16 protein-coding genes are annotated in these 22,948 nt (G+C 68.9%); 2 read left to right on the plus strand and 14 right to left on the minus strand.

The features are described 5' to 3' along the window. Positions 1–11 precede the first annotated feature (11 nt). From P1K89_RS08330 to P1K89_RS08345, 4 genes are read right to left on the minus strand one after another with little or no spacing between them, the layout of a single operon-like run. The gene (locus P1K89_RS08330) at positions 12–1,601 is read right to left on the minus strand and encodes a TIGR03016 family PEP-CTERM system-associated outer membrane protein (RefSeq protein ID WP_284615913.1); all 1,590 of its coding nucleotides are present in this window, start codon (positions 1,599–1,601) and stop codon (positions 12–14) included. A gap of 23 nt (positions 1,602–1,624) precedes the next feature. After that, positions 1,625–2,605, minus strand: coding sequence for an XrtA-associated tyrosine autokinase (locus P1K89_RS08335; protein ID WP_284615914.1), 981 nt, complete (start codon positions 2,603–2,605; stop codon positions 1,625–1,627). A 3-nt stretch (positions 2,606–2,608) separates the two neighbouring features. Next, positions 2,609–4,189, minus strand: coding sequence for an XrtA system polysaccharide chain length determinant (locus P1K89_RS08340; protein WP_284615915.1), 1,581 nt, complete (start codon positions 4,187–4,189; stop codon positions 2,609–2,611). A gap of 55 nt (positions 4,190–4,244) precedes the next feature. Then, complete coding sequence (locus tag P1K89_RS08345) at positions 4,245–4,811, minus strand: XrtA/PEP-CTERM system exopolysaccharide export protein (RefSeq protein ID WP_439897971.1); 567 nt, start codon at positions 4,809–4,811, stop codon at positions 4,245–4,247. A 305-nt stretch (positions 4,812–5,116) separates the two neighbouring features. On the opposite strand from P1K89_RS08345, the gene P1K89_RS08350 reads away from it, so the two are divergent. Next, entirely contained in the window at positions 5,117–6,028 is a 912-nt protein-coding gene (locus P1K89_RS08350; protein WP_284615917.1) for a ThiF family adenylyltransferase, read from the plus strand. 8 nt (positions 6,029–6,036) lie between these two features. On the opposite strand, the gene P1K89_RS08355 is transcribed toward P1K89_RS08350, so the two are convergent. From P1K89_RS08355 to P1K89_RS08370, 4 genes are read right to left on the minus strand one after another with little or no spacing between them, the layout of a single operon-like run. Beyond that, positions 6,037–8,379 carry an efflux RND transporter permease subunit gene (locus tag P1K89_RS08355; protein ID WP_284615918.1) on the minus strand — a complete coding sequence of 781 codons (2,343 nt, stop codon included), beginning with the start codon at positions 8,377–8,379 and terminating at the stop codon, positions 6,037–6,039. 4 nt (positions 8,380–8,383) lie between these two features. Further along, complete coding sequence (locus P1K89_RS08360; protein WP_284615919.1) at positions 8,384–9,709, minus strand: DUF1302 family protein; 1,326 nt, start codon at positions 9,707–9,709, stop codon at positions 8,384–8,386. 17 nt (positions 9,710–9,726) lie between these two features. Next, a complete protein-coding gene (locus P1K89_RS08365) occupies positions 9,727–10,548 on the minus strand; it encodes an outer membrane lipoprotein-sorting protein (RefSeq protein ID WP_284615920.1) in 822 nt (273 codons plus the stop codon). A 10-nt stretch (positions 10,549–10,558) separates the two neighbouring features. Next, complete coding sequence (locus P1K89_RS08370; RefSeq protein ID WP_284615921.1) at positions 10,559–11,242, minus strand: class I SAM-dependent methyltransferase; 684 nt, start codon at positions 11,240–11,242, stop codon at positions 10,559–10,561. Between the two features lie 251 nt (positions 11,243–11,493). Here P1K89_RS08370 and pepA point away from each other — a divergent pair, with 251 nt between their 5' ends. Beyond that, the gene (gene pepA, locus P1K89_RS08375) at positions 11,494–12,294 is read left to right on the plus strand and encodes a flocculation-associated PEP-CTERM protein PepA (RefSeq protein ID WP_284615922.1); all 801 of its coding nucleotides are present in this window, start codon (positions 11,494–11,496) and stop codon (positions 12,292–12,294) included. Between the two features lie 238 nt (positions 12,295–12,532). Here the strand turns inward: pepA and prsT are convergent, their stop codons facing one another. The 6 genes from prsT to P1K89_RS08405 all read right to left on the minus strand — a co-directional run bounded on the left by prsT (position 12,533) and on the right by P1K89_RS08405 (position 22,866). Continuing rightward, positions 12,533–15,322 carry an XrtA/PEP-CTERM system TPR-repeat protein PrsT gene (gene prsT / locus P1K89_RS08380; RefSeq protein ID WP_284615923.1) on the minus strand — a complete coding sequence of 930 codons (2,790 nt, stop codon included), beginning with the start codon at positions 15,320–15,322 and terminating at the stop codon, positions 12,533–12,535. A gap of 140 nt (positions 15,323–15,462) precedes the next feature. Then, positions 15,463–16,836 carry a PEP-CTERM-box response regulator transcription factor gene (gene prsR, locus P1K89_RS08385; RefSeq protein ID WP_284615924.1) on the minus strand — a complete coding sequence of 458 codons (1,374 nt, stop codon included), beginning with the start codon at positions 16,834–16,836 and terminating at the stop codon, positions 15,463–15,465. Then, entirely contained in the window at positions 16,833–18,926 is a 2,094-nt protein-coding gene (gene prsK, locus P1K89_RS08390) for an XrtA/PEP-CTERM system histidine kinase PrsK (RefSeq protein WP_284615925.1), read from the minus strand. The genes prsR and prsK overlap by 4 nt, the downstream gene beginning before the upstream one ends. Positions 18,927–19,010: 84 nt before the next feature. Next, entirely contained in the window at positions 19,011–20,390 is a 1,380-nt protein-coding gene (locus P1K89_RS08395) for a TIGR03013 family XrtA/PEP-CTERM system glycosyltransferase (protein WP_284615926.1), read from the minus strand. Between the two features lie 368 nt (positions 20,391–20,758). Then, positions 20,759–21,538, minus strand: coding sequence for a S1C family serine protease (locus tag P1K89_RS08400; protein ID WP_284615927.1), 780 nt, complete (start codon positions 21,536–21,538; stop codon positions 20,759–20,761). Next, complete coding sequence (locus P1K89_RS08405; protein WP_284615928.1) at positions 21,526–22,866, minus strand: N-acyl amino acid synthase FeeM domain-containing protein; 1,341 nt, start codon at positions 22,864–22,866, stop codon at positions 21,526–21,528. Before P1K89_RS08405 ends, P1K89_RS08400 begins: the two co-directional genes overlap by 13 nt. Between the last annotated feature and the right edge of the window lie 82 nt (positions 22,867–22,948).

Consider the following 22,948-nt stretch of genomic DNA (forward strand, 5'->3'; position numbering starts at 1 on the left):
CGGTGCGCTGTTCAGAACCGCACGCCGAACGTGGCGAAGACCGCGTTCTCGTTGTAGGGGTTCTGCTGGGTGTCGAACTCGACGTGGCGCGCGCCGAGCGAGAAGTTGCTCGACGGGCCGAGACGCGTGGTCCAGTTCAGCGTGGCCGACGTCAGCTCGTTGTTGCGGGTCTCGCTGGCGCCGCGGCTGCGCTGCCAGGTCAGCGTCATGCTGATGCCGGCGACCGGGGTCAGGCGATGGCCGAGTGTCAGTGCCGCGCCCTGCTGGCGGACCGCCGGGTCGGTGGTCAGGTCGTCGAAGACGCTGGACACGCCGTCGACGCGGCGGGAGTCGCTGCGGTACGCGGTGAACAGCGCGTTGCTGCGCACGCCCTGCCAGCCGAAACCGAGCTCCTGGCGGCTCACCAACGTGACGGCCGAGTTCAGGAAGGACGCGTTGACCACGGCCGAGGCCGGGATGCCCCTCTGCTCCATGTACTTCAGGACGATGTCGCGTCGTTGGACCGGATCGGGCACCTGGCTGGCGAGCAGGTCGTCCAGCAACTGGAACGCATCCTGCAGCACCGTCGTGGCCTGGTTGGGCTGGGCGTTCTGCAGGTCGCGGGAACTGGTGAAGCGCCAGGTCGTGCGGGCTTCGCGGTGCACGAAGCTGACGCTGTGCGCGTCGCCGAAGAAGCGGTGGTCTCGCGTCGCCGACAGCGAGGTGCGCGGACTCGGCACCCAGACCACGCCGACGCCCCAGGTGTTGTTGTTCTTCGCGCCCAGCGTCGTGATGTCGTTCTCTTCGCGGCCGAGGCTCGCGTTGAAGCGCAGGCTCGGGTCGGGCTGGAAGACCAGTCCGGCCAGCGCGCGCGTGTCCTGCGTCGTGCGGCCGTTCTTGAACTTGTAGTTGCTGCGCACGAGGCTGGCATTCCAGCCCAGGCGCACGCCGGGCCGGGCGCCGATCGACAAGGATTCGGTGCGGGTGCTCAGGTCGCCGCGCGAACTGCCCTCGGTCGACTGGTGGGCGAAGTTGACGCGCGCGTCGAAGACGGCGCTGCTGCCGATGCGCCCGCGCAGCGAGGGCGTGAGCGACAGGTTGCGCACCTCGGTGGTGTTCGGGTTGTCGAGCGAACGGCCGACGTCCTGGATGCCGAAGGCGGAGATCGCCTGGCGCGATATCGATGCGGCCCCGTCGAGGTAGAACAGGTTCTCGATCAGCACCGCGTTCACCGCGCTGCGCAGGGCCTGCCCGACCTTGTCGGACTTCGACTCGCGCGCGTGCACGGTGCCGGTGAGCTGGTAGTCGAGCACGCCGTTGACGCGATCGGAACGCAGCGCGGCGTTGATGCCGGCCGACAGCTGGGTGATCGCGTCGGACCGCTTCTCGCTGTCGCGCAGCATCGCGTTGTCGGTCAGCGTCTCCGTGACCGATGCGCTCATGTCGACCGTCAGCGCACGACCGCGCTGGCCCGTCGCCCCCTGTTCGGCGGCCTGCCGCGTCGGTTGCACCTGCTGGGCCTGCTGCGCCCCGACGCCGGACGCGGCCAGCAGCAACGCCAGCGGCCACAGGCGCCGGCGCGGCAGACAGGCACGATCGCAGTCTCCAGTGGCTGGATGCATCATCAGGTCAGGGCACGCCGGCTTCAGCCGGGCATCTGTTCGGGGTCGCCGTAGCTGCCGTAGCCGTACGAATAACCGTAGGCCCCGTGGGCGTTGCTCTGCGCCTTGTTCAGCAGCATCAGCCGCACCGGGCAGGATTCGATCGTGGACAGCGCGTGCTGCACGTCCGCCTGCAGCGTCTTGCCGGCATGCACGACGACGACGATCTGGCCCATGTGCGAGGCCAGCACGCGCGATTCGGTGGTCAGCAGCAGCGGCGGAGAATCGAAGATCACGATCCGGTCGTGGTAGCGCGTCGCGATGTCGTCGAGCAGCTGGCGCATCGAGTCGCTGGCCAGCAGCTCGGTGGCGCGCGGGTGCGGTGAACCGCTCGGCAGCAGCGTCAGCTTGTCGATGTTGGTGCGCATCAGCACCTGCGACATCTCGGCGCGGCCCTCCAGCAGGTCGAGCAGGCCGGGGCCCGGCGGCAGGCCGAGCATGCGCAGCACCGACGGCCGCGCGACGTCGGCGTCGACCAGCATCACCGTGTGGTCGAGCTCGGCGGCGATGCTCATCGCGAGGTTGATCGACGTGAAGCTCTTGCCCTCGCCGGACAAGGCGCTGGTCACCATGATCAGGTTGCCGTGGTTCAGCGGCACCGCCCCCTTGCCGATCGCATTGAGGATCAGCGGGCGCTTGATGACGCGGTACTGGTCGGCGACGTTCGAGCGCGGCGCGTTGGGCGTGACGATGCCGATCGCCGCCAGCTGGTCGAGGTCGAGCTCGACGCGGCGCGACGTGACGGCCGGCTCCTCGGCCGGCCGGGCGACAAGGCCCGACGGCGCCGGCGGCGTGACCAGCGGCGGCGCGACCGGCGTCGCGGCGTAGCGCGGCGACATGAGGTCGCCGGGCGCGGTGGCCGTCGGCGTCACGGTGTCGGCCGCCGGCGCCTCGCCGGGGATCTCGATGCCGGATTCGCGGATCTGCGCGAGACGCCGCGCGGCCTGTTCGATCAAGCTGCTCATCGTTCAACCCACCTGCCTGCTGACGACGATCGTCAGCGCGATCAGCCCGATCACGTAGACACCGACCAGGCTGCCCGATCCGGCCAGGAAGCGCAGCAGGTCGACCCGCGACTTGCGGGTATCGTCGTCGCTGAGCACCAGCGACACCACCCCGAGCACCGGCAGGCCGGTCTTCGCGCGCAGCTCGTAGGCTGCGTCGTAGACCGGGCGCAGCTGGCTGGCGGCGAAAGCCACGAACAGGCCCACGCCGAGCGCCGCGGCGAGCGCGAGCGGGTAGAGCAGGAAGCGGTTCGGCGACACCGGACGCGAGGACACGCGCGGCGGGTCGATCAGGCGGAAGTCGGCCACGCCGGAAGCGACGTCGAGGTCGCCGGACATCACCGCGGCCTGGCGACGGGCGACGAGGTCCTCGTAGTTCTTCTTGATGATCGCGTAGTCGCGGTTCAATTGCGCGGCCTCGGCCTCGATCTGCGGCGAGGTCTTCAGCGCCGCCTTGGCCTGCGCGTAGCGGTTCGAGTACTCGGCAACGCGCGCGCGCAGCGCGGCGACCTGGACTTCCGAGGTGGCGAGCAGGCGGCCCAGCTCCTGCGCGGCCAGGCCGGCCTGCTGCGTGCCGCCGCTGGCGGGCTGCGACAGCGCGAGCTTGCGCTGCTCGGCGACTTCCTTCTTCTTCTGCTCCTCGAGGTCCTTCAGCAGGCGGCGCGTGCTGATGATGTCGGGATGCTGCTCGGTGTAGCGCTGCAGCAGCGCGTCGAGGATGCGCTTCTGTTCGGCGATGCGGGCGTCCAGCTCGGGCGTCGCGACACTGACCGCAGATTCCTGCAGCAGGCTCTGCGAGACGCTGGTATTGGCCTGCCGCTCGGCGGTGAGCTGCTGCTTCGCGGCCTCGCGCGCGTTCTCGGCTTCGCGCAGTTCGAGCCGCGCCTGCTCCAGCTGCTTGCTGATCTCGCCCAGGCGTGACGCGGAGTCGCGGCCGTCCGCCGTCTGCATGTCGATGTTGCGCAGCCGGAATTCCTTCAGCCGCGTCTCGGCCTCCTCGAGCTTGGCCTCGTAGGTCTTGATCTGCTCGTTCAGGAAGACCTTGGCCGAGTCGGTGTCCTTGCGGCTCGCGCCGAGGCTGGACTCGACGAAGATCGAGACCAGCGACTGGATCACGCGCTTGGCCTTCTCCTTGTCGGCGTCGCGGTAGCTCAGCGAATAGAGGTTGTCGCGATTGGTACCGCGGATCTCGAGCGACTTGGTCAGGTTCTCGATCAGCGCTTCCTGCTGGGCCTTCGACTCGTTCTTCAGGTCGAGGTCGGCCATGCGGATCAGCTTCTCGACGTTCGGCCGGCTGATCAGCGTGCGGCTGAGCATCACGACCTGCTGCTCGACGTTCGGCTGCACGGTCAGGCCCGACATCAGCGGCTTCAGGATCGACTGCGTGTCGACGAAGATGCGCGCGGTGGCCTCGTACTTGTCCGGCACGTAGAAGACGACGACGGCGCCGGCGATGCCGACGACCCACGCGGAGATCAGCGCCGGCCAGCGGAATTTCCACATCCGGCGGAGGATCGTCGTGAGTTGGTTGATCAGGTCTTCCATGGCACTTCTGGTTGAGCCGGCTTCAGGTTCGGGGACGCGTCGCGGGACCGCGCGGTCAGAACAGGCCCTGCGGGATGATCAGGATGTCGCCCGGCTTCATCTCGACATTGGCCGACACGTCGCCGCGCTTGATCAGGTCCTTCAGGCGCACCGAGTACTGCTTGTTGCCCTCGGCGCTGCGCAGGATCGTGGCGCCGTTGCCGTCGGCGAAATCAGTCAGGCCGCCGACGGCGATCATCACGTCGAGCAGCGTCATCTTCTGCTTGTAGGGCAGGAACTGCGGCTTGGCGGCTTCGCCGACGACGCGGATCTGCTCGCTGTAGGGGCCGACGAAGCCGGTGACGATCACGGTCACGACCGGATCACGCACGTACTTCGACAGGCTTTTCTCGATGTCGCGCGCCAGGTCCGTCGAGGTCTTGCCCTGCGCCATCAGCTCGTCGATCAGCGGCGTGGCGATCTTGCCGTCCGGGCGCACCGGCACCGTCATCGACAGGTCGGCGTTGCGCCAGACGGTGATCTGCAGGGTGTCGCCGGGGCCGATCAGGTAGTTGTAGTTCTGCGTGTCGGCCTGCGCGGGCGCCGGCGGATGCGATCCGGTGCCGGCGCATGCGGCCAGCAAACCCACGGCGACCCCGAGAAGCAGCCAACGACCAGCCCTACCGAACACACCTGCGATCGACTTCACGCGCGACTCCCCATTGTGAAAAGACCGAGGCCCGGAACCGGCCTGACCGCCTTTCGCGGCCCGCCTCGAAGACAGCTCGGCACAAGCAATACGACACGGCGCCCTCCCGAGGCGCGGGCCGCAATGATGGCATAGATGCCTGTGGGCGCTGCAGATGGCGCACGGCACAAAAGTCACGCTTGGGTCGATGCCATGCGGCAAACTTTGGATACCCCCCCAAAACCAATGGAAGCCCGACGATGCCCACGTCCTTTGCCTATGCCGACGCGTTTTCGCGCAACATCGGCTGGGTGACGAAGCCCGAGCAGGAGCGCCTGCGCCGGTCCTGCGTCGCGATCGCCGGCATGGGCGGGGTCGGCGGCGTGCACCTGCTGACGCTGGCGCGGCTGGGCATCGGGCGCTTCCGCATCGCCGACTTCGACACCTTCGACATCGCCAACTTCAACCGGCAGGCCGGCGCCACCATCTCGGCACTCGGGCGGCCGAAGGTCGACGTGCTCGCCGAGATGGCGCTGGACATCAATCCCGAACTGGAGATCGAGCGCTTTCCGGCCGGCGTGTCCGCCGACAACGTCGAGCGCTTCATCGGCGGCGCCGATGCCTACGTCGACGGCCTCGACTTCTTCGCCTTCTCGGCGCGCCAGCTCACCTTCGCGGCCTGCGACCGGCTGAAGGTGCCGGCCGTCACGGTCGCACCGCTGGGCATGGGGGCCGGGCTGCTCAACTTCCTGCCCGGGCAGATGTCCTTCGAGGACTATTTCCAGTGGGGCGACCAGCCAGACGACGAGAAGGCGCTGCGCTTCCTGGTCGGGCTTGCGCCCGCGCGGCTGCACCAGGGCTACCTCGTCGACCCGTCGGTCGTCAGCCTCGCCGAGCGGCGCACCCCGTCGACGATCATGGGCTGCCAGCTGTGCGCCGGCGTCGCCGGCACCGAGACGCTGAAGATCCTGCTCGGCGCCGGCCGCAGCGGCGGCGCCCGCGCGCGGGTGATCGCCGCGCCGCACGGCGTGCAGTTCGACGCCTACCGCAACCGCGTCTCCCACACTTGGCGCCCGGGCGGCAACCGGCACCCGCTGCAACGGCTGGCGATGATGATCGGCCGCCGCCAGTTGGCGCGCATGCGCGCCGAGGAGGCCGCGCGGGTGCGCTGAAGACCGGATCAGAGCCGCGTCGACGGCACCTCGGTCTCCGGGCTGGCCAGGGCCTGCGGCGCCTTGCGCCCGTCCTTCAGCAGCAGCAACGCCGGCAGCAGCAGCAGTTCGAAGACCTGACCCGCGAGCAGGCCGACAGCCGTCATCAGGCCGAAGTTCGAGGTCGGGATGAACTTGGAGCAGGCGAGCAGCGCGAACTGGCTCACCAGCAGCACGGCGATCGCCAGCACCGCACGCCCGGTCGACGCGAAGCTGCGGGCGATCGCCCAGACCGGTGCCGCCCCTTCGCGCAGCCGGTTGCGGTAGTGGTGGTAGATGTGGATCGTGTCGTCGACGGTGATGCCGAGCACGAGGCTGGCGATCATCACCGTCGCGGTGTCGATGTAGACATGCAGCGCCCCCATCACGACGAAGACGAAGTACAGCGGCGCGAGATTGGGCACCATGCAGATGCCGGCCGCGCTGACCGAGCGCCACAGCACCAGCATCATGATGAAGATCTGCAGGAACGCACTGGCGAAGCTGTTGATCTGCCCCGAGATCAGCAGGTCGGACTGGTCGGCGAAGAGCCGGCCATAACCGCCGATCTCCACCCGCAGGCCGGGCAGCGGGTTCTGCTTCACGTAGTCCCGGATCTGCTGGATGCTCGCCGAGATGCCGCGCGCGCCGTGCACGTTCAGGCTCAGCAGGATGCGCGCGCGCTGGAAGTCGCGGTCGACCAGCTCCGACAGGTCACGGCCGTCATAGACCAGCAGGTACTGCCGCAGCAGGCGGTCGGTCGGCGGCAGCATGCCTTTCGCGCCGGGCTTCTCGCCGCTCATGGCCCAGTGCATCTCCTCGACCAGGTCGACCATCGACCGCGCGCGGTCGACCGTGGGCAGTTGCTCCAGCCACTGCTGGAAACGGCGGATCGAGCGCAGCGTCGCCAGGTTCTGCAGGCTGTCGGACCGGTCGCCGACGAGCAGGACCTCGACGCTGGTGACGCCGGTGAATTTCGACTCGATCAGCTGGGTGTGGCGGCTGACCGGGTGCTCGGGCCGGAAGAAGGCCAGCAGGTCCGACTCGACCTCCAGCCGCAGCAGCATCGGCGCGCACACCAGCAGCACCACGATCGAGCCGCCGATCACCCCTTTCGGATGCCGCATGCTGAACAGCGCCAGCCGCCGCGCGAGCGTGCCGAAGCGGCCGAGTCCCGAGGCGCGGTCCGGCCAGCGCCGGTTGTCCCAGTGCCGAAGGAACGGCGGCACCAGGAAGAAGACGGTGATGAAGACGAAGATCGTGCCGAGCGCACCGGCGATGCCGAAGACCTGGATCGGCGGGATCGGCACGAAGATCAGGCTCAGCTGGCCGGCGCTGGTCGTCAGCACGTTGAACAGGCCGGGCTTGAGCGTGTCGTCCAGCGCCTGGTCGACGCTGCGTCCGCGCGACAGGCCGGCTGCATGGCCCTGCTGCACGGCCGCGTAGAAGTGCAGCAGCGTCGCCGACGTGTAGGCCGCGAGCAGCGAGGGCAGGATGGCGGTGGCCATCGTATAGGGCTGCCCGGCGATGACGATCGCCGCGATCGTCGGCACGATCACCGTGGACATCGCCACCGCGCCGATCACCACCGGCCGCCAGCGACCGACGAGCCACCACATCAGCCCCAGCGCCAGCGCGAAGGTCAGCGGCACGAAGATCGCCGAGTCGTCGAAGATCGACTGCAGCTGCACGACATCCATCGTGATCGGACCGGCGTCGCCCGCGTAGTAGCTGCGCAGGTCGTGGCTGATGATCTTTGCGGTCACCGCCAGCTTCAGCGCCAGGCGTTCGCTGCTTTCGGTCAGCACTTTCGGCCGCACGACGACGGCCAGGTACTGCGGATCGCGGGAGGCCACGGTGCCGAGCGCGAAGCGGTCGCGCGCGACGCGGCGCTGCAACTCGGCGGGCGTCTCGCGCTTGAGCGTCTTGACGTCGATCAGCTTGCCGACCGCGAAGCCGTCCGAGGTGCCGGAAATCTTCTCCACCGAGGTGACGGCCGCGACGCGATCGATCAGCGCATGCCCCTCCAGGTCGGTCACGAAGCGATCGAGCCGCTTCAGGAAGTCGATGGTGTAGAGATCGGGGCCCTGGAAGACGACCGTGAGCAGCTCGTCGTTCGGGAACGAGCGGCGCAGCTCGTCGTGCACCTGCACCGCCGGCGAGCCGGCCGCGTAGTAGACCTCGGGCGAATTGTTGAACCGCAGGTCGATGACGAACCAGCCGCCGACGACGTGGATCAACACGACGATCAGCAGCGCCAGCGGCCACGACAGCACCCGGTGCTGCATCGGCCGGGCATGCCGGCGATGCGGGGTGAACAGCAGGCCGAACACGCCGTCAGAACTTGGTCTTGACGCCGATCACCAGGGCGTCGTGCTGACGGTGGAAGCCGGCCAATGCGCGGTCCTCGCCGCTGAACAGGTGGGCGGCGACGTAGAACTCGTGCGGCTCCCAGCCGATGAAGGCCAGCCGCGGCGCGACATAGGTGTCGCGCACGTTGAAGCCGACCGCAAAGCGCATCGACGCCTTCCAGCGGTCCTGCCCGAACCGCGTTTCCACCTCGCCGTTGGCACCGACGAAGCGCTTGACCTCGAGCACCGGCTCGTCGACACGCGCCTCGTGCGCCACCAGCTGCAGGTTCACCCGCGTGTCCTTGCCGCCGGGAAAGAATTCCACCGCACCGATCCAGTCGAGCGCGTGCGCTCGCAGCATGCGGCCGTCACGCGCGGTGAGCGGCTGATCGAGCGTGTAGCCCAGTTCCATGCGAAAGGTGGCGCCGCCGACGGCCATCTCCCCGTCGATGGCCGCGAAACGCGTGTAGGGATGCAGCGACACCAGCCGCCCCTGCGCCGGCTCGAGGCGGAAATACGGCAGGGGCTGCCGGGTGTGGGCGACCGTGAGGCCCAGGTCCAGCGAGTCACCGGCGCGGGTGGCACGCAGCGCGACACCACCACTGCCGTCCTCCTGCTGCTCGATGCGCGCGCCGCGGAAGAACGGCGCCAGTGCCGGCGCCGGCTCGACGCCGATCACCTGCGCGCGGGCCCGGTTCACCGGATGCCAGACGCTGCCGTCGACGGGAAAGGCGGCCGCCTGGAAACGGGGCAGCCAGACGGCGTCGAGCTTGACCTCGCCGAGCGTCTGCTCCCATCGCACGGCCCACTGGGGCAGCCGGCGCTCGGACAGTTCATCGAGCGCGAAGCGCCGCAGGTCGACGCGGCTGACACGATCGATCACCGGCACCGCGTCGACGCGGCCCCACACGATCGTCTGCGCGCCGACGGTGACGCGCGTGTCCTCGTGCCGCAGGCGCAGGTAGCTGTCGCCCCAGTCGGCCGTCGCACGATCGAAGGTCCGGGGGCCGCCATCCTGCCAGTCGGCATCGAGGCGCGCGCCCAGGCGCAGCTCCCAGCGGCGGTCGGGTTGCCATTGCAGGAAGGGTTGCGCGCGCAGCGTCGCGCCCCGCTCCGCTTCGGGCGCCGACGGCCAGTGCCCGGCCTCCAGCCGCACCGCGTCGACGCCGAAGCGCAGCTTCGCGGTGCCGCGCGCCTCCCGCGGCTTGCGCGGGGCTGCCGGCGGATCGTCCTCGTCTTCGGCGGGGGTGGCGGTTTGCGCGAATGCCGCGCCATCGGCGGTGGCCAGGGCGATCAGCAGGGTCGCGAGCAACGCTCGGGTTCTTGTCGTCACGGGCGGTACCTCGATTCCAGGCTGTCGTCGGCCAGCATCTGCGATGAGAACAGCCGCGCGGGCAGCCGGCGATCGTACTTGACCGACTCGACCAGCAGGCGCGTTTCGTGGCCGGTGGCAAGGTCCACCGTCTTGCTGTCGGTCACCGTCAGGATGCCCTGAATTTCCTTGCGCGCCAGCAGGAGCCAGCGCTTGCTCGGCTCGCTGTCGCTCTTCTCGAAGTAGTCCACCCGCATGGCCATCGCATTGGCCACGTCGACCCAGACCAGCCGCTTCCGATAGGTCGAATTGCCGGGCTCTGTCGGCACGCTCTCCAGCACCTGGCAGGCGACGCCGCCTTGGGATTCCTGGCGCAGCACGCGGTGCTGGTCCGCCGAGGGCTTGCGCGTCTGCAGATCCTCGAAATAGATGTCCGAGCCGACGAAGCGGCCCCCCTTGCGCTCGCCGGCCACGCGGCGCACGCGGTCGAGCTCCGGCAGGTACAGCCACTGCTCGTTGCTGCCGTCGGGCTTGTCGAGGCTGAGCAGCCCGACGCCGGCGATGTCCGGCGGATTCAGGAAACGGATCATGTTCGCGAAGTCGCCCTTGCCGCGCTCGAGCCGGTAGGACACGAGTTCGCGCACGCGCCGCGAACCGCTCTTGTCGACGAGTTCCATGCGCGTCGCGGCGGTCGCGTCGCGGCCGCTCGGGCGGTCGTGCAGCAGGGTCGCGAGCCGCAGGCCTTCATCGGCGTGCGCGGGCGTCGCGAGCGCGCCCCCGACGGCCGCGGCCAGCAGACCCAGCACGTCACGGCGGCCGCAGCGTGGCGGCTGGTTCATGAACCCTCCTTCAGGCGGCCGGCTTTCGCGCCAGCACGTTGTAGCAGTTGCCAGACACCTCTTCGCGGGCGATCTCGAATCCCGCGGCGACGATGCGGCGCCGGATGTCCTCGCGTTCGTACGGCGTATAGAGAATACCTTTGCGCATGCCCCAGTCATTGATGCGCTGCGCGATCGCGCGCAGCGGCTGGATGCCGCGCGGATAGAGCAACACGTTGGCGGCGAGCGTGCCGCCGGGCTTCAGTACGCGCTGAATGTCGCGCAAGGCGGCGTCCACGGCCGGAAAGCAGTGGATGGAGTTCGCGATGTTGGCCGTGTCGAAATGGCCGGTGTCAAACGGCAGCGCCGCCGCATCGGCGTGCTGGAAGTGCAGGTTCGGCTTGCCGCGAAAGCGGTGCATCGCGCCGCGCAGCATCGACTCGGCGTAGTCGATGCCGGTGATGTCGACGTCGGGCAGCTTCTTCCAGCGCCGCCACCGCAGCACGAGCTCCAGCAGCGTGCCGGTACCGCAGGCGACTTCCAGATGCCGGGGACCGAAGTTCGGACCGAACAGCCGAAGCTGCTTGCCCAGGGTGCTGTTGTAGGCGAAGGTGAGGATGAAGAAGCCGCGAACGTCGTACCACCAGGGCTCGGACTTGTAGGCTTCGGCGATCTCGTCCCGCGTCTTGCCACTGCCCGTCGGCGTTCGGTCCATGCTGCGTGTCCTCTTGTCGTTCGAGGTGGAGTCTCGAGGTCGCGGAACGATCTTCTCGGAGGGTTGCATTCTGCCCACAATCAGCCCGTTCCCGCGGCGGACTGCCTGTCGAATGCTTTTACAGTCCGTCGCCACCGACACCGGTCGCCGCAGCCATCCGCTTGATTTCACGGGGTTTTTTTGTTTGGCACAGGCTTTGCTAACTTGAGTGCGACCGTCCTCTAGGTCACTATCCAGACTAAGGAGCACCCATGAAATTGAACAAGATCGTCTCAGCAGTCCTCGGGGCGGCCTCGATCTTCGCCGTTGGCGCGGCGAATGCGGCTACCTTCCCGGACTTCGGCGTCACCCCCGGCGCCTACGGCAGCGGCTTCTACAGCCCGTTCACTGCCGACAAGATCACCGGCAACTACGTCGAAGTGGTCACCTTCACCGGTCCCGGCACGTTCGACGTCTCGCTGCGCTGGAACGCCGGCCAGTTCGTCGCCGATGACGGCGTCACCGCGCTGAGCGGCGCCACCACCGGCCTCGGCAGCCTGTTCGGCTACGGCCTGTACGCCTTCTTCCAGGGCACGGGCACGTTCGCTTCGGCGGGCGGTGTCACCACCTTCACGCTGACCGGCGGTTCGCTGTCGGTGTACCTGGACGACGACCAGAACACCACTTTCGTGCAACCGGGCAGCGGCAGCGGCGCCTGGACGACCGGCCTCAGCGGTGATGACGTCCTGCTGGCCACCGGCACGGCGATCAGCGGCGAAGGCAACCTGGATCCGAGCCTGCCGACCTGCGACCCCGGCATCAACTGCGGCAGCTTCGGCCAGAGCACCTCGTTCAACCTGACGGCCGCCGGCGCGGGCTTCTTCACCAGCCCGGTGCCGTTCTACAACGTGTCGTTCGAGTCGGGCCAGCTGAACAACTTCGACGTGTCCGGCACGCAAGTGATCAACGGCTCGATGGACACGGTGTTCACCACCGTTCCGGAACCCGGCACGCTGGCCCTGGCCGGTATCGCCCTGCTGGGCATCGGCGCCGTTCGCCGCCGCAAGGCCTGAGGCCTCGCCCGCACTGCCCGTTGACTCAGTCGACGGGCGGGGAATGAAGAAGCCGCAGCTTGCTGCGGCTTTTTTCTTGCCTGTTCGCTGCCGATCAACGCGTCAGACCGGAAGCGATTGCTGCATGGCGGTGGCGGCAGAACCTGGTGCCTTGCCACGGCTTCACGGCCTGCCGCCGCCGGCCAGGGCTGCAGGCTTGGCCGGCGGGCATGGTCCGCGGGCCTGGTCTACTGTCCAGTCAGCGCGACGCAGCCGACTGCAGGAGCTTGGAGACTTCAGCCTGCTGAGGGAACTTGTCGCCCAGCGCCGCGAGCTTCTTCAGCTCGGCCGTAGCCTCGTCGTTCCGACCCGCCTTGACGTACAGCCGGGCCAGACCGAGCGTGAAAGCCGCCCCGGCCGTACCAGCCTTCGCGACCGCATCCTTCTGAACGCTGATGGCCCGGTCAAGCTTTCCTTCAGCGGCCAGCGCCATCGCCAGGGTGTCCAGCATGTGCGGAACGGCAGGCATCAGCCCGACGGCGCGTTCGGCCAGCGGGACCGCGCCCGGCCGGCCCTGCTGAACCATGATCCACGCGATGTTGTTGAGCGCGGGCGCGTAATCGGGCCGATGCTTCAGGACCTCGTTGAAACGCGCTTCGGCCTTCGCGAGCTCGTTGCGCGTCAGGGCCATGCGGCCGAGGTTGAACAGGAAACGCACGTCGCCTGCGTGGGCCTTCAGCCAGTCCGCGGCGGCCGCCTCGGCTGCGTCGGGCTTGCCGGCGGCGATCAGCGTCACGTAGAGCTTGTCCGCGACGTCGGTCGTTGCATCGCTCTTCGACACCGCCGTGCGATAAGCCGACGCCGCCGGCTCCCAGCGCTTGCGCGTCGCCTCGACATCGCCCTCGAGCGAATAGCCGAGCGCCGCGCCAGGGCGCTTCGCCTGCAGCGTGCGCGCGATCGTGCGCGCCTCGTCGAAGCGGCGATTGGCGACTTCGAGCCGCACGAGACCCACCGGCACCGCGAGTGACTCCGGGTTGATCTGGGCGGCGCGCTTGTAGCTGGCCTGCGCGGCAGCCCAGTCGCGGCGACCGGCATGCAGCTCCGCCAGCCGCAGGTGCGGCTGCGCCGAGCGCGGCTCGATCGTGGCCCACTTGTTGAAGCTGGCGACCGCCTGAGCCGGCTCACCCGCGAGCGCCTGCGCGCGCCCGAGCAGATCGAGGATCTCGGGGTTGTTCGGTGCCAGCGCGTCCGCCTCGCGCGCCGCAGCGAGCGCCTGCTTCGGTTCGCCGCTCACCAGGTGGAAGTCGATCAGCGCGGCGCGGGCCTTCATGTCCGCCGGACTGGCCTGCTGTGCCTGCTGCAGCAACTTGACGATCTCGTCCTTGTTGCCGCCGGCGGTGGCGCTCAGCTTGGCCAGCGCCAGCAGCGCCGGCACATGCTTGGCATTCGTCGCCAGCACGGCTTCGAAGCGCTTGCGCGCGGCGTCGGTCTTGCCCTCGAGCTGGTCGAGCGCCGCCAGACCCGCGACTGACGGAAAGTAGACCGCGTCGATCTTCAAGGCCCGCTCGAAACCGGCGCGCGCGCCGGCGTTGTCGCCCTGGCGCATGAGGATGTCGCCCCGGATGTTGGCGACGAACGCACTGTCGGGCTGCTTGCGCTCGAGCTCGCCGACCGCCTTCAGCGCCGCGGGCAGCTCGTTGCGTCGGACCATTGCGCTGATCAGCGCCAGATCGGCCTCCATGCCCCGATCGACCGCGGCGATGCGCGTCAGCTCGGCGAACGCCGCCTCGGTCTGGCCCTTGGCCAGCATCGCGCGCGCACGCCCGGTCTGCAGCTTGGCGTCGTCCGGCCGCGCTTTCGCCGCACGGCCGAAAAGCACTTCCGCCCGCTGTGCATCGCCCGACTCGAGGTAGGCCTCGGCGGCCAGCGAGAGCGCCTCGGCCGGCGGCGACGGCTGCTCGAGCAGCGTCGACAGCGTGCCGATCGCCTTGGCGGGCTGGCCGCTGCGCATGTGAACGCGCGCGAGCAGCACGCGCGCGTTCATCACCTCGGGATGTAATTGCACGGCCTTGCTGAGGTGGGCTTCGGCCTGCACCAGGGCGTTCAGCGCCATCTCGTTGGCGCCGGCCAGCTGCAGTACGCGCAGGCTGTTGGGCATCGCCTTGACCAGCTGCAGCAGCACCTCGCGGGCGCGCAGGTGTTCACCCTGCGCGAAGGCCAGCTGGGCATCGTAGAAGCGCGTCTGCACGTTGCCGGGGAACAGCTTCTGCATGCGCTTGAACTGTTCCTGCGCGGCCTTCAGGTCACGCGCCTGGAAGTGCAGCGAAATCACCGCGTTGTGCGCCAGCAGGTCGTCCGGCTTGGCCGCGAGCGCCTGTTCGTAGCTCGTCATCGCGGCCTTGGCATCACCCTTGGCCGCGTAGAGGATGTCGCCGCGCACGCGCCAGGCCTCCGCATGCTTCGGATCCTGGGTCGTCACCGCATCGAGCAGCTGCAGCGCACCGGCGAAGTCGCCGCCATCGGCCTTCATGCGCGCCTGGAAGACCTGGGCCTCGGCGTACTTCGGCGCAATCTGCAGCGCCTCGGCGAGCATGGCCTCGGCCTCGGCCTTGCGGCGCAGCCCGTTCAGCGCCATCGCCACCGCGATCTTCAGGTCGGCCGTGGCTTCGGGCCGATCGAGCTGCTTGCCGGCATAACTGTCGACGACACGCTTGAGCTGCCCCACCTGAACCAGCGAGCGGGCCAGCAGCGGCAGCACCAGCGATTCCGAGTACTGGAGCTCGAGCGCCTTGCCGAGCTCGACACTGGCCATCGCCGGCTCGCCCAACTCGTAAAGTGCGCGGCCAAGCAGGTAGCGCGCTTCGCCCGATTGCGGGTTGCTCTGCAGCGCGTTCTTCAGCTCGATGCCGGCGGCCTTGAAGTCGTGCTTCTCGATGAAGGCTTTGGCCGAGGCGATGGACTCGCTCGCCGACCGCTCGCGGCTGCAGCCGCCAAGTTGCGCCGCGATGGCCAGGCTGGCGCCGGCCAGCAGCAATTGAACTGGTTTCAACTCACCCTCGCAATTCCGGGGACGGATGCTTTCTTGATCGACGGCCGGTTCATGAACCCGCAGCGCATCGGACGATGTTCACCGGGCATCCCGGCCGCCTTGACGATTGTGTTCCCACGGTCACCTCCCGAGCCATCCGCTCAGCTGCTGATCTGCTGCTTCAGGCCGAGCCGGTTCATCAGGTCGTACAGCGTCGGCCGGCTCACGCCGAGCAACTCCGATGCGCGCACGATGTTGCCGTTCGAGCGCCCGAGTGCCGCGATCACTGCCTTGCGCTCCGCGGCTTCGCGGACGCGGCGCAGGTCGAGGGTGTCGTCGCCGTCGTCGTCCTTGGGCGCGCCGAGCCCGAGGTCGGTGGCCGTGATGCGGCCGCCGTCGGCCATGATCACTGCGCGCTTGACCGCGTTCTGCAGCTGCCGCACGTTGCCGGACCAGGCGTGCTGCTCGATGGCCCGCAGCGCGTCGTCGGTGAAGGCCAGCTGGCCGCGCCGCTGTTCCTGCGAGAAGCGCCGCAGGAAGGCGTGCGCCAGCAGCACCGCGTCGCCCTGGCGCTGGCGCAGCGGCGGGATGTCGACGGTGATCTCGGCCAGCCGGTAGTACAGGTCCTCGCGGAAGCGGCCTTCGGCGATCAGGGCCTTCAGGTCCTGGTGCGTCGCGCAGACCACGCGCACGTCGACCGCGATCTCCTGCCGGCCGCCCAGGCGCTCGATCTTGCGTTCCTGCAGGAAGCGCAGCAGCTTGGCCTGCAGCGACTGCGGCAGGTCGCCGATCTCGTCGAGCATCAGCGTGCCGCCGTGGGCCGTCTCGATCTTGCCGGGCGTGGTCTTGTTCGCGCCGGTGAAAGCGCCGCGCTCGTAGCCGAAGAGCTCGCTCTCGAGCAGCGTCTCGGGAATCGCCGCGCAGTTGATCGCCACGAAGCGGCCCTGGCGCTTCGAGGCCTGGTGCAGTCCCTGCGCCAGCACTTCCTTGCCGGTGCCGCTCTCGCCCAGCAGCAGGACCGTCACGTCGCTGCTGGCGACGCGGTCGATCAGGCGGCAGACCTTGAGCATCTCCGGATCGCGGGTCACGAGGCCGGACAAGGCGTCGGGCTGCTGCAGCGCCTGCAGGCGCCGGTTCTCGCCCTGCAGCTCGGCCAGGCGGTAGGCGCGATCGATCGTCAGCCCCAGCAACTCGGGCTCGAAGGGCTTGGCGAAGAAGTCGTAGGCGCCGAGCGCGACCGCGCGCAATGCGTTGGCCTGGTCGTTCTGGCCGGTCAGCACGATGACCTTGACGTTCGGATCGATCTCCAGCAACTGCTGCAGCAGCGCGAACCCCTCGGAGGTCGAGTCGGGGTCGGGCGGCAGGCCCAGGTCCATCGTCACGACGGCGGGCTGGTGGCGCCGAACCTGCACCAGCGCGCTCTCGCGGTCCGACGCGGTGACCGAATCGAAGCGGTCGAGCGACCACTTGATCTGCTTCTGCAGCGCGAGATCGTCTTCGACGATCAGCAGCGGCGAGGAATTGGAGGCACTCATCGATCGGTGATCATCTGCAGGTCGGCCGCCTTGCGTGCATCGAACAGCGGCAGCAGCACCGTGACGACCGAGCCGCTGCCGACCTCGCTCTGCACGTCGACCGAGCCGCCGAGCTCCTTGATGTATTGAAAGCTTTCGTAGGCACCGATGCCCATGCCACTGTCCTTGGTCGTGCTGAAGGGCCGGAACAGTCGCGTCTGCACGAATTCGCGCGACATGCCGGCACCGGTATCGCCGACGACGACCATGGCACGCCCCGACGACTGCTGCAGCCGCAGCCACACCTTACCCGAGGCGGGTGTGGCATCAAGGGCATTCTGCACGAGGTGCCCGATCACGCGTTCGAGCCGCTCCTCGTGTCCGCGCGTCGACACCTCGTCCACCAGTTGCAGCTCCAGCTGGCGGCCGCGGCCCTGCACCGTGGCTTCGATGCGACGCGCCATCGGCGCGAGCTCGACGCCGGAGCTGCCGCCGACGGGCTTCGCGCCTTCGCGCAGTTGCATCATCATCTGGCGCATCTTCTCCAGCGAGCTCTCGACGGTCAGCAGCATGTCCTGCTGGAACTCCGGGTTGTGCTGCAGGCGCTGCGCGTTCTTGAGCATCAGCGACAGCTGGGTGATGATGTTCTTCAGGTCGTGCACGACGAAGGCGGACATGCGGTTGAAGGCATCGAACTTGCGCGCCTCCAGCAAGGCCTCGGTGGCCTGCATCTGCGCGAGGAAGCCGGCCGCCTGGCGCGCCGCGATCTTCAGCAGGTCGCGCACCTCCCAGTTCGGCTCGATCGCCGTGCGCGGCCGCGACAGCACGACGAACCCGATCAGCTGGTCGGCCACCAGCAGCGGCACCACCAGCCACGCGGTCGCGCTGGTCGACAGCCACAGCGGCACGGTCAGGTCGCCGTAGCGGCGCGGCTGGGCGCGGAACTCGTCGATGTCGACGATCCACTCCTTCTCGCGCATGAAGCCGCAGAACGGCGAGTCGACGGGCTCGCTGTCGCTGCTGGCCGGCGTGTTCCAGCGCGCGGTCTGCACGAAGCGGTCGCCGTCGAGGCCGCGCGACCACAGGCTGCCGGCGGGGCACTCCACCATGTCGGCCAGGCCGTGCACGACCAGCATGCCGACTTCCTGCGGCGAGCTCTTCGTCGACAGCATCGCGGTGAAGCGCAGCCATTCCTGCCGGTAGTCGTAGCGGTAGCTGAAGAAGTTCTTGCTGAGGAAGACGCGCAGGCGCGCGCGCTGCGCGCCCGACAGCACCAGCACGGCGAGCATCAGCAGCGCCGCGAACAGCAGCGCGATCTGCAGCGCGCGGCCCCACTGGCCGCCGAAATAGCGCACGTAGTAGCCGACCGCAGCGATCAGCAGCAGGTAGGCGCCGATCAGCAGCAGCGTGGCCGAATAGAAGGCCGCCGTGCGCGAGACCTTCAGGTTGCTGATCCAGGAGGCCTGGCGCCGCGACGCGACGAACAGCAGCGGCGTCGCCAGCGCATAGACGGCGCCGCGCACGCTCAGCGCATCGGGGTCGAAGCGGCCGAACATGACCGCCTCGGAGTGGATGTAGACGTCGTACGCGAAGCTGAACCCCAGGGCCAGGCAGACGGGTTTTGCATTCCAGCGCGTCTCTTCGGTCTGGTTGCGGAACAGCTGCTCGAGCAGCACCAGCCCGAGCACGCCGATCGCCAGCGACAGCGCGAGCGCTGCGCGCTCGAACTCGGAGTGCCCGAGCACGATGGCCAGCCGGCAGGCTGCGGTCACGCCGACGAGCCCCGCAGTGATCGGCAGCAGCGCACCTCGGCCCAGGCGCTCCACCGGCACAGCGACTGCCGCCGGCCGAACCAGCGCCAGCAGGAAGACCAGCCACGTAGCGGAGCGCAGCAGGTCGAAGCCCGACAGCACGTCGGCGGTGATGCGCCAGTCGGAATAGTGGTCCACCGTCGCGGCCACGCCCCAGGCGGACGTCGCGGCGACGGCGCCGAGGAAGGCGGCAGCGGGACGATCGCGCAGGCTGCCCAGGTGGCCCGAGCGCAGCAGGTAGACCGCAAAGGCCGCGTTCAGCGCCGCGGCGACGCCGTAGCCGAACGGCGCGAAGTCCATGCCCGGGTCAGCGCGACGCGGCCGGCGCCGGAACGCTCGCGACCGGACGCCGCGAGCGCGGCGGCCGGTGCGGCATGGCGGCGCTCAGCGCGCGCCCTTGCCCGTCAGCACGACGCCGACGGTCTCGAACAGGATCACGAAGTCGAGGAACAGCGAATGGTTCTTGACGTAGTACAGGTCGTACTGCAGCTTTTCCGCCGAGTCCTCGACGGTCGATCCGTATTGATATTTGACCTGCGCCCAACCGGTGACACCTGGCTTGATGCTGTGGCGGACAGCATAGTACGGAATCTCCTGCGTCAGCTGCTCGACGAAGTACGGCCGCTCGGGGCGCGGGCCGACCAGGCTCATCTCGCCCTTGAGCACGTTGAACAGCTGCGGCAGCTCGTCGATGCGGGTCTTGCGGATGATGTTGCCGATACGCGTGACGCGGCTGTCCTGCTTGGTCGCCCACACCGGCTTGCCGTCCTTCTCCGCGTCGGTGCACATGCTGCGGAACTTGGTGACCTTGAAGACGCGGCTGTTGGCGCCGACACGCTCCTGGCGGTAGAAGACCGGGCCGCGGCTCTCGAGCTTGATGGCGATCGCGGTCAGCAGCATCACCGGCGCCGACACGATGATCAGCACCAGCGAGCAGAGGATGTCGAAGATGCGCTTGACCGCGGTGCGGTAGAAGCCCTGGTTGAAGCCGTCGCCGAAGATCAGCCAGCCGGCGTTGACGTAGTCGATGCGGATCTGGCCGAGCATGCGCTCGAAGTAGGTCGTGATGTCGAAGACGCGCACGCCGGCGAGCTTGCAGTCGAGCAGCTCACGCATCGGCATGCTGCCGGAGCGGCGTTCGGTCAGCGCGACGACGATCTCGTCGACGCCGTGCGCGCGCGCGGTTTCGGTCAGCGAGCGCTCGGCGGACAGGCGCTCGGCTTCGGAGACGGTCGACTGCTTCTCGTTCGGGCCGGGGAAATAGCCGACGATCTTCGCCAGCGGATCGGCATTCTTCAGCGTCGCCCCGACCATCTGCGCGGCCGGGCCGGCGCCGAAGATCAGCACCCGGTTGCCGGTGCGCGCCTGGCCGGTCCAGTGGCCGACGAAGACCCGGCGCACGATGACCATCGAGATCACCAGCATCGCCGAGACGCGCACCGCGGCGCTGTTGGCGAGGTCGGTCGGCAGCAGCGCGAACACCTGATAGGTCAGCGTCAGCGCGAGCACCAGCGCCACGCCGGCGCGCAGGCACGACTCGCCGATGGAGCGCTGACCGGAACGCTGGTAAAGCCCGGCGATGATGTTGATGACGAACATGCCGGCGGCCAGCGACAGCACCTGGGTGCCGGCCAGCGTCGCCCCGCCGATCTGGCCGCCCTGCACGATCATGACCGCGGCCAGCGCGAACAGCGCGAGGCCGACGTCGAACAGGATGCGGCGCAGCGTCCAGACGTGAAAGTAATGGTTGAAGACCCGGATCATTCTTTCTCCCGCCAGTTCGCCGCATCCCTGACCGCTGATCTGGCGGCATGCACTTCGATCGGTGCGCCGCTGCGGCCCTCGAGCCTGCCGCTGGCCTGACTCTGGTTCGTTGTTGTGCCCCGGTTCGAAGCCGACGGCGTGACAAGCCACCGGACCCCACGAGTCCGGAAGGACTGTAAGCAGCGCAAATCGGCCCTCGCAACCCCGGTCTTGAGGGGGACACGCGACCGATGTCACGGACTTTCGGGATGAATGGTCCGCGAACGCGCCGGATTACCGCACGAATCACAGACCGCCCGCCGCCCGACAACTGTCAAGCCGGACTTGCCCGAGGCGGGCGCGATGGTACCCGAAGCACGTCGCCCGCCTCAGCGCCGCTGCTGCAGCAGCGCCGACGCGTGGCGGGCCGGGATGGCATAACTGATGCCGGTGGGATGGCTCAGCGCCGATTCGCGCGTGGCCTTGACGTGCACGCTGTTGATGACGCCCAGCACCAGGCCGCTGTCGGCATCGAGCAGCGGGCTGCCGCTGTTGCCGGGATAGGCGGTCGCGTCGAGCTGCAGGATGTCGAAGCTACCCTGCCGCATGCGGTAGACGGTGCGCTGGTCAAGCAGGCGCGCGTTCGGCAGCGGCTGCGCCACCGGCACCGTCGCGGCGACGATGCCGCGATGGCTGACCGGCACGAAGCCGAAGACGACGCCGATCGGATAGCCGACCAGCACGACGGCGCGTCCGTCGGGCACCGCCGCGTCCGGCGCGAACTTCAGCGCCGGCAAGGGCGCGCCCTCGAACTTCAGCAGCGCCAGGTCGTAGACCGGGTCGCTCGCGATCACCTTGGCACCGCGGCCCTGCCGGCCATCGCTGCCCGACAGCACGACGATCAGCCGGTCGCCGGCATCGGCGTCGCCGGTCATCGGCAGCACATGCGCATTAGTGACCGCGTGCGTGCCGTCGTCGACGACGAAGCCGGTGCCGCGGAAACGGAAGCCGGGGTTGTTCAGCGCGTTGAAGGTGCCGACGGCCAGGACCGAGGGCTTGCTGGCGGCGATGACGGCTTCGATCTCGGCCTGCGCCGGCGCGATGCCGGCCAGGAACGGCAGCAGGAGCAGCAGGGGCGGGAGGACGCGACGGCGGGTCAGCAAGCGCACACGAACGATTCTGCCAAACCGCGCTGCGCAGCTTCGGCCGGCGCCGGCTGCAGATCGGCATGCGTGCTGCCGGTTTGCAGCGCGTGCACGCAGGCGGCCCAGGCGGCATCCGGCGTGTCGATGCGGAAGCCGAGGGCCGTGCCATGCGGCCCGGCCACGCGCCGCACGGCCGTGGCCTGCACGACCGAGCGCAGCCCGGTGCCGAGCTCGATCGTCAGCCGGCCGGTGGCGCCGGGCGCCATCGGCGCCGGGCACTCGGCCTGGAAGCCCGACAGCGACAACTCGATCACCTTCAGCCGGAACGTGCCGCCGCCCTCGGACGCCGTGCGCTCGAGCCGGGCCGGGCAGTTGATCGAGTAGCGGGGATGGCGCCGCAGCGCGGCACTGCCTTCGGTCGACGCCGGCACCGCGGCGCCGGTCAGCGCATCGAGCTCGTAGAGGCTGCGCAGCAGCAGCTGCTTGCGGGCATCCAGCGCCGCGAAGGCGCTCGTGCGGCGCATGAAGAAGTGCTCGATCAGCGCTTCGGTCATCACCGGGTCGTTGGTCGTGTGGTACCGGCGCGCCGGCAGCCGGATGTTGGCGAGCCGGTTCTCGACGAAGTACCGGTGCAGGTTGCGGCGCTCCGGCCGGCCGCCGTAGACCGCCTTGAAGCGCTCACGCGCGGCCGCCAGGTCCAGCGTCGCGCCGACCGCCGGCGCGCCGTTGGCGAAGTCGTAGCGCGCCACCGGCGCGGCCTGCAGGCGCTCGAAGAACAGCAGCGACTCGTAGAGCTCGATCTTGTTCGGGTTGACCGCGATCACCAGGTGCCGCACGTCGAAGTACGCGGTGCAGTACTCGTACATGAACTTCATCAGCGGGAACAGGATGCGCCCGCCGGTGGCCCGGTAGTCGGGGTGGATCGCCAGCGCCGAGACCTCGGCGATTCGGCCCTGCTTCGCGCGCACGGCGCTCAGGTCGAACGCCGACTGCATCGGGAAGCCGAACACGCCTTCGCGCACCAGCGACAGCGTGCCGACGACGCGGCCGTGGATCTTGGCGCACAGCGTCGTCGTGGTCGGCAGCGCGTGGTAGGCGGTGACGCGCAGCCCGGACGCGTCCGGCTGCATGAAGCCGGACGCGACGTAGGCATCGTGCAGCAGCGCGAAGCAGGCCTCCAGCTCGTCCTGCGTATCGGCGATCTTCAGCTCCAGCGCCGGGCCGGGCGCCGGATCGCAGTCGACGAACGAACGGTACAGCGCATGGCGGGCCTCCTTCGGCAGCAAGGCCAGCGCCGAGCGCGCGCACTGGTGGAGGAACCGCCTGAAAACCGTGCGCAGCGAACGCTTCATGGAACAACCCTGGGATCTGGTGGACCCCAAACGCCGGGGTCGACCTTAGAAAGGTCGGCCCCGCGGGCGCCGGCTTGAGCGC

Origin of the sequence: Aquabacterium humicola (genome assembly GCF_030167915.1) — a bacterium.
Taxonomy (GTDB): Bacteria; Pseudomonadota; Gammaproteobacteria; order Burkholderiales; family Burkholderiaceae_C; genus Pseudaquabacterium; species Pseudaquabacterium humicola.

Coding starts and splice junctions, on each gene's coding strand:
- P1K89_RS08330 (WP_284615913.1), bottom strand. CDS start 1,601: ATGCATCCAGCCACTGGAGACTGCGATCGTGCCTGTCTGCCGCGCCGG.
- P1K89_RS08335 (WP_284615914.1), bottom strand. CDS start 2,605: ATGAGCAGCTTGATCGAACAGGCCGCGCGGCGTCTCGCGCAGATCCGC.
- P1K89_RS08340 (WP_284615915.1), bottom strand. CDS start 4,189: ATGGAAGACCTGATCAACCAACTCACGACGATCCTCCGCCGGATGTGG.
- P1K89_RS08350 (WP_284615917.1), top strand. CDS start 5,117: ATGCCCACGTCCTTTGCCTATGCCGACGCGTTTTCGCGCAACATCGGC.
- P1K89_RS08365 (WP_284615920.1), bottom strand. CDS start 10,548: ATGAACCAGCCGCCACGCTGCGGCCGCCGTGACGTGCTGGGTCTGCTG.
- P1K89_RS08370 (WP_284615921.1), bottom strand. CDS start 11,242: ATGGACCGAACGCCGACGGGCAGTGGCAAGACGCGGGACGAGATCGCC.
- pepA (WP_284615922.1), top strand. CDS start 11,494: ATGAAATTGAACAAGATCGTCTCAGCAGTCCTCGGGGCGGCCTCGATC.
- prsR (WP_284615924.1), bottom strand. CDS start 16,836: ATGAGTGCCTCCAATTCCTCGCCGCTGCTGATCGTCGAAGACGATCTC.
- prsK (WP_284615925.1), bottom strand. CDS start 18,926: ATGGACTTCGCGCCGTTCGGCTACGGCGTCGCCGCGGCGCTGAACGCG.
- P1K89_RS08395 (WP_284615926.1), bottom strand. CDS start 20,390: ATGATCCGGGTCTTCAACCATTACTTTCACGTCTGGACGCTGCGCCGC.
- P1K89_RS08405 (WP_284615928.1), bottom strand. CDS start 22,866: ATGAAGCGTTCGCTGCGCACGGTTTTCAGGCGGTTCCTCCACCAGTGC.